At 40.7% G+C, this 6,406-nt stretch carries 7 protein-coding genes; 2 read left to right on the top strand and 5 right to left on the bottom strand.

What is annotated here, in order from left to right; translation table 11 throughout:
* The 4 genes from SORDD16_RS07115 to SORDD16_RS07100 all read right to left on the bottom strand — a co-directional run.
* A partial coding sequence (locus SORDD16_RS07115) for a ferredoxin reductase family protein (protein WP_061452879.1) occupies positions 1-1,086 on the bottom strand: 1,086 nt, incomplete at its 3' end.
* A gap of 161 nt (positions 1,087-1,247) precedes the next feature.
* Complete coding sequence (locus SORDD16_RS07110) at positions 1,248-2,321, bottom strand: DUF2974 domain-containing protein (protein ID WP_061452878.1); 1,074 nt, start codon at positions 2,319-2,321, stop codon at positions 1,248-1,250.
* Positions 2,322-2,432: 111 nt separating this feature from the next.
* Positions 2,433-3,209: a ferredoxin reductase domain-containing protein gene (locus SORDD16_RS07105; RefSeq protein ID WP_061452877.1), complete on the bottom strand. Its 777-nt coding sequence runs from the start codon at positions 3,207-3,209 to the stop codon at positions 2,433-2,435.
* An 85-nt stretch (positions 3,210-3,294) separates the two neighbouring features.
* Complete coding sequence (locus SORDD16_RS07100; protein WP_061452876.1) at positions 3,295-3,864, bottom strand: TetR/AcrR family transcriptional regulator; 570 nt, start codon at positions 3,862-3,864, stop codon at positions 3,295-3,297.
* 321 nt (positions 3,865-4,185) lie between these two features.
* Between SORDD16_RS07100 and SORDD16_RS07095 the strand changes: the two genes are divergently transcribed.
* Entirely contained in the window at positions 4,186-4,863 is a 678-nt protein-coding gene (locus SORDD16_RS07095) for a response regulator transcription factor (protein WP_061452875.1), read from the top strand.
* On the top strand, positions 4,856-5,830 hold the full coding sequence (locus SORDD16_RS07090) for a sensor histidine kinase (RefSeq protein WP_061452874.1): 975 nt from the start codon (positions 4,856-4,858) through the stop codon (positions 5,828-5,830). Before SORDD16_RS07095 ends, SORDD16_RS07090 begins: the two co-directional genes overlap by 8 nt.
* 47 nt (positions 5,831-5,877) lie before the next feature.
* Here SORDD16_RS07090 and SORDD16_RS11925 read toward each other — a convergent pair.
* Positions 5,878-6,406 (bottom strand): threonine--tRNA ligase (locus SORDD16_RS11925; protein ID WP_241734032.1); only part of this gene is annotated, 529 nt, incomplete at its 5' end.

Below are 6,406 nucleotides of genomic sequence, written 5' to 3'. Positions count from 1 at the left end.
AGTCTGGTCAGGGATTTCTTCTTGATCCAAAGTCAGGTATCCTTTTTCATTGCTATCGACCAGCTGCAGGTCAAAGTTAGCATTTTGACGAGCGTAGTCTCGAAGTAGATCTAGGTAGACAGCATTTTCTTCCCCACGGAAACTGTAGTAGAAGCGGACGTTCCTGTCTAGGATAGGATGTTCCCGGATATAAGAGATGAAAGGTGTCATTCCAATTCCACCTGCGATCCAGATTTGCTGTTTTGGACCGTGTTTCATAGTCATATGACCATAGGCGCGATCAACCGCAACTTTGCTACCAACTTGAAGATTATCATAGATATTCTTGGTGTGATCGCCAGAGTTTTTAATCGTAAAATAAAGAGTTCGTCCTTGCCCTCCTGAGATGGAGAAAGGGTGTGGAGCAGTCTCAAAACCTTCCTGGAAAATTTTTAGAAAAGCAAATTGTCCATATTCATAGTTGAAGGGATGGCTGAGGTGAATTCTAATTTCAGTCGTATCATGGTTGAGGTGTTTAATGTCTACGATTTTTCCAAGATAGGTGAAACCAACCTTTTGGTAAAGGAAAATAATATAGAAGCCTGCAAGCAAGCCTAAAAGAGCATAGATTCCAAAGATAAGACCTAGGAAACTAAAGGAGAGAAGACGATTTCCCATAATCATCAAAACATGAAAAAGGCCAAAGATATAGGCTAGATAAACCAAGCGATGAATCCATCTCCAAGCTTCATACTGGATGTACTGTCCTAGATAAGCAACCAGAACAATGCTGATAAAGATATAGATAGCGATATTTCCAAACTGGGCGGCCAAATGCGAACCCCAGAGACCGCCCATGCTAAAGTTGTGTAGGGTTAGTAGGAGAATGGATAGAAAAGCGGTGAATTTATGAGCTAGATACATCTTTTCAAGTCCGTTAAACCAAGCCTCAAGCAGGGGTAAACGGCTAGCTAGTATAAAAGTAAGTGAGAGGGTAGTGAGAGCTAAACCAGGGATTAGAAATTGACTAACGCCTGAACTGAGCCAAGCTAGGATGGTCAGAAGCATACTAAACCCGATAAATAAAATACCTTTTAATGATTTCATAGTGGAAGTCCTTTCATGGATTATCTTGCATTAGATGTAATAAGATTCATTACATTTTAACAAAAAATGAATCTGTCGTCAAGGTTTGTGATTTAGGCTACCTTTTCTGACCCTTTTTTCTAAAAAAGCCAACGAATCGGTGATTCATTGACTTTCTTATCTTAACGATTTTTCCATGCTTGGTAGCGGGTGTCGATCAAGAGTTGGGTTAAGCGTCCCATGGTTTCTTTTTCATCAGGAGTGAGGGATTGGGCTTGAACAAAGAGATGGTGAATGTGTTCAATGACCTTGAAGGAAGAGAGGTCGTTGATAGAGGAGATACCTGCATCGAGAATGATTCCAAAAAAGAGGTCGAAGTAGAGCTGCAGTTCTTCGTCAGGAACGGTTTCAACCCATTCCTTAAAGGTTGTATCGACTTGTTGACTGTCACTATTGATCTCGTCCAGTTGGACAAAGTGTTTGTCTTCAACCTGCCAACTAAAGGTGTCGTGCTGGGCAAGGCCACCTAGGGCAGTGCTTCGAACGACGATTTTTTTATCAGGAATTTCCAGCATCATCCCGATGATAGAACCCTGTGGGATAAATACTTTTGTTCTGTCTATCATGTTTTGATAGCCTAGTGTTTCGGTTAGTTCCTTGTGAAGTCCAGGGGCGTCAAAAGTATAGACAGCGACAATGTTTTTCTGCAAGTTTGGATCAAGTTGACTGGAAGCATAGACAGCTAGATTACCCCCTTTTGAGTGTCCTGCTAGGATGACCTTTTGGTTAGGATGTTGGGTAAAAAAGTTCTCTAAATACTGGAGGGCATGTTTTTGAGCTGGGATTTCCTTCATATAGGTCATATGGAAATCTTCTTTCCAACCAATGATACTGTCGTCAGTTCCGCGAAAAACAAGCAAATAGGTATCGAGACTGATACGATAAGTCATGGCTGCAAACTGTTTTTGCAATTCAGGATCAATATCGTTGATAAAGTCTGAGAGCTTGCAATTTTTAAAGCGTTTGTGTTGAGCGAGCTGATCCAACAACTGGAGACGGTTTTTATTGGTCAACATCGTCGTTTCTCTAGGGATTTGGGGTGCTAGATCTATGAGACGTTTTGGTTCTTGGGTGACTACATCATCGAAAGGAAGATAGGTTAATTCAGTCAAGGCAAGAACGTCTAACTCATTCACGGGGAGGTCATAAAAGGAATCGTATGCTACATCATTCAGGTAGTCAAAAATATTGGCCATAAAAGCTCCTTTCTCTATGTTTATCCTATCACATTTACCTAGAATTAGCTAGTGGGCTTGTTCGAATGACCTAGTAGGGTTTGATTCAGATACATAGAAGACAGGCTGCTCCTATTTTAAACCTCTAAACGAGCTTACTTGAATATTTTTGCTATCGATTCCATTTTCCTTTAAAAAATTCTTCATCTCATTTACATCATCAGGCTGGCCGGTGATGAGATAGCTAGCTTGATTGCCGTATTTATCAATAGCATTTTTTAAAAATTCTTGACTTTGAGAAAGTTCATCGCTAGTTTTATAAGTAAAATTCGGTGTTTTTTGAGCCAGTTCTTTCATCTCATTATAGAAAATAGTAACTCCTTTGTCAAAATGGTTGAGAATAATCGGACATTTACCAGCCCATTCTTTGATAAGGGGGCGTAGAGCAGAAATGCCGACATCAGATGCAAAGCAAACTAGTGGCTTATTCGTATCTTTAACAGTCAAAGAGGAATCCAGCCAACTCATCTCAATCTCACTGCCAACCGGTAAATGTGTTAAGGTGTTCTTAAAGTTGCTACCACTATTATGAGTCAAAATGAGAATTTCATCTTCATCAGGTGTGGAGGCAATGGTTAGCCATCGACTGGTCTGCTCACCCTTAGCTTCGTTTTTCCTAGAAGCGGACGAGGTATCAGGGAGTGTAAACTTAGCATAAGCTCCAGCTTTCCAGACTTGATGACTCGGCTTTGTGATATGAATTAAATACAGATCTTCGGTGGGATTTTCGATGGATTTTATCGATAATGTTTGACTTCGTCCAAGATAGGCGATGGCACCCCAAGTTAGAAGGGCTAGTAATCCAAGTGTTGATAGAATGATAATAAACATTTTTTTACCTCTTTTCATTTTTTATGACTCCTTTTCTTAATTTTATGAATGAACTAGAAAATGATTCATTCATGTCTTTTCAAAAAATAAAGAAATCCATTCTTTATTTTAGAACTCCTTTAATGAAGTTGGTTGCAAGTATTTCAACAGTTTTGCCAATATCTGGAAAATCTTTTTCCGTGATATGCATATCCATATAGTAAAACAGATTATAAACCTGTAAAATATCTTGAATCTTTTCTGGCGAGTACCCTTCAGCCTGCATACGATTTGTAAAAGTTTTAACTAGAAACTGATGAAAAGGATTTGCGACTTTGCCTTCTTCCGAGGAATAGTAGCTGTGCAACTCATCTGCGATGGCAGGATTGTACCATTCTGCAAGGATTTTATTGGAAGAAACGAGAATTCTGGACTGAGCAAAGAGTTGACCAATGAGGTCGATCATGTCAATTTCCCAATCCAGTTCTTCGATCATAGCTTGGCGAACACGGTTGTTTTCATCTATATAGATGTCTAGAAAAATGGCTTCTTTACTTTCGTAATAGTTATAAAAAGAGCCAACTGCCACCCCAGCTTGCCTAGCAATTTCTGAAATTCCTGTCGCCTTGTAACCTTTTTTCGAAAAAACTTCATAGGCCGCTGTCTTTAAAGCTTGTTTTTTGTCCAATATGATTTAGCCTCCTTTGTTTTATGAATGAATAAACCGATTTGTTCATTCATATTCTAACAAATCATGGCTAGTTTGTCAATAAGAAGGCTAGATCTATTAAATAAGTGAAAGAGACGCTAACTAAATGAGCACAAAAAGGAAAATATAGGATAAGGCTGGAACTATAATTAAAAATAAGGTATGATATCAGTGGGAATGTTCTCTATTTAGCATCTGTTTTCTGATCTGGATTTGGGGAATAGGCTGCTAAACAGTATGAGATACTAATCCGTAAATCTGATATGAAGGGTTTTGATACTTTGAGAAATAGCAAAGGAGGAGCGCATGCACAAGATTTTACTAGTAGAAGATGACCAAGTCATTCGGCAACAAGTTGGAAAACTGCTCTCTGAGTGGGGCTTTGAGGTCGTTTTGGTAGAGGATTTTATGGAAGTATTGAGTCTTTTTGTTCAGTCAGAACCTCATTTGGTCCTCATGGATATTGGTCTGCCTCTTTTTAATGGTTACCACTGGTGTCAGGAGATTCGCAAGATTTCCAAGGTACCCATCATGTTTCTCTCTTCGAGAGATCAAGCGATGGATATCGTCATGGCGATCAATATGGGAGCTGATGACTTTGTGACCAAGCCTTTTGACCAGCAGATCCTCCTTGCTAAGGTTCAGGGCTTGTTGCGCCGTTCTTACGAATTTGGGCGTGATGAAAGTCTGCTGGAGTATGCGGGTGTGATCCTCAATACCAAGTCTATGGACCTGCACTATCAGGGGGAAGTCTTGAGTTTGACCAAGAATGAATTTCAGATTTTGCGGATTTTGTTTGAACATGCGGGTAATATCGTGGCGCGAGATGACCTGATGCGAGAACTCTGGAATAGTGACTTTTTCATCGATGATAATACCTTGTCTGTCAATGTTGCTCGTTTGCGTAAAAAGTTGGAGGAGCAAGGTTTAGCAGGGTTTATCGAAACCAAGAAAGGGATAGGATACGGACTGAAACATGCTTGATTGGAAATCATTTTTTCTAGCCTATCTGCGTTCTCGCAGTCGCATCTTTGTCTATATTTTTTCATTAGGCTTTCTCGTCCTTCTCTTTCAGTTTTTATTTGCTAGTCTAGGAACTTATTTTCTTTATTTCTTTCTGCTCAGTGGTTTTCTGACCTTCTTATTTTTGGCTTGGGATATATTTGCAGAAGCTCAGGTTTACCGTCAGGAAGTACTCTATGCTGAGAGAGACCCCAAGTCTCCTCTGGAATGTGCGCTAGCAGAAAAGCTCGAAGAGCGTGAGTCTGAATTGTATCAAAAGAAGTCAGAAGCCCAGAGCAAGCTGACGGATTTGCTTGATTACTATACCTTGTGGGTTCATCAGATCAAAACGCCCATTGCAGCGAGCCGTCTCTTGGTAGCAGAAGTCTCTGATCGTGAGGTCAAGCAGCAACTGGAACAGGAAATCTTTAAGATTGACTCCTATACCAATCTGGTATTGCAGTATCTTCGTTTGGAGAGCTTCCACGATGACTTGGTATTTGAAAAGGTTCAAGTGGAGGATCTGGTGAAGGAAGTGGTTCGCAAGTATGCCCTTTTCTTTATCCAAAAAGGACTGACGGTCAATCTCCATGACCTTGACAAAATCATCGTGACCGATAAGAAGTGGCTGTTGGTCGTCATTGAACAAATCCTCTCAAACAGCCTGAAATACACCAAGGAAGGTGGCTTAGAGATTTATATGGAAGGCCAGGAGCTCTGTATCAAGGATACGGGAATCGGGATTAAAAACAGCGATGTGATCCGAGTCTTTGAACGTGGCTTTTCAGGATATAATGGTCGTTTGACCCAGCAGTCATCTGGACTTGGACTTTATCTATCTAAGAAAATTTCTGAAGAACTGGGGCATCAGATTCGCATCGAGTCTGAGGTCGGGACAGGAACAACAGTACGCATCAAATTCGCTGAAGTGAAGCTTGTTATTGAGTAAAAATAGATGAGAAAAAGCCTCCGAATGGAGGCTTTTGTGTTAACTACTTATTTCTCAACGCGTGATTTGTTGGCAATATCAGCCAGAATAGTTTTTACAAACTCATCAACTGAGACAGTTTGTGTTTCTTTTTGTCCATAGCGACGAACGTTGACAGTTCCGTCTTCCATTTCCTTGTCTCCAACGATCAATTGGTAAGGAATCTTGCTGGTTTGAGAAGCACGGATCTTGAACTGCATTTTTTCATTTCGTTCGTCTACATCGGCACGGACACCGCGATCACGGAGTTTTTTAGCCACTTCCCAAGCGTAGTCCACGTGCTTTTCGTTGGATACTGGGATGAGGGTTACTTGGTGTGGTGCAAGCCATGTTGGGAATGCACCCTTGTAGTTTTCGATCAAGATAGCTGTGAAGCGTTCCATGGTTGAGATAATGCCACGGTGGATCATGACTGGACGGTGCTCTTCACCGTCAGCTCCAATGTATTTGAGGTCAAAGCGTTCTGGAAGCAAGAAATCAAGCTGAATAGTAGAAAGGGTTTCTTCTTTTCCAAGGGCAGTCTTAACTTGGATATCC

The sequence above is a fragment of the Streptococcus oralis genome, assembly GCF_001578945.1.
In the GTDB taxonomy this organism is placed as follows: Bacteria; Bacillota; Bacilli; order Lactobacillales; family Streptococcaceae; genus Streptococcus; species Streptococcus oralis_Q.
The sequence above is the reverse complement of the archived record's forward strand: the minus strand, read 5'-3'. Positions and strand labels throughout refer to the sequence as shown.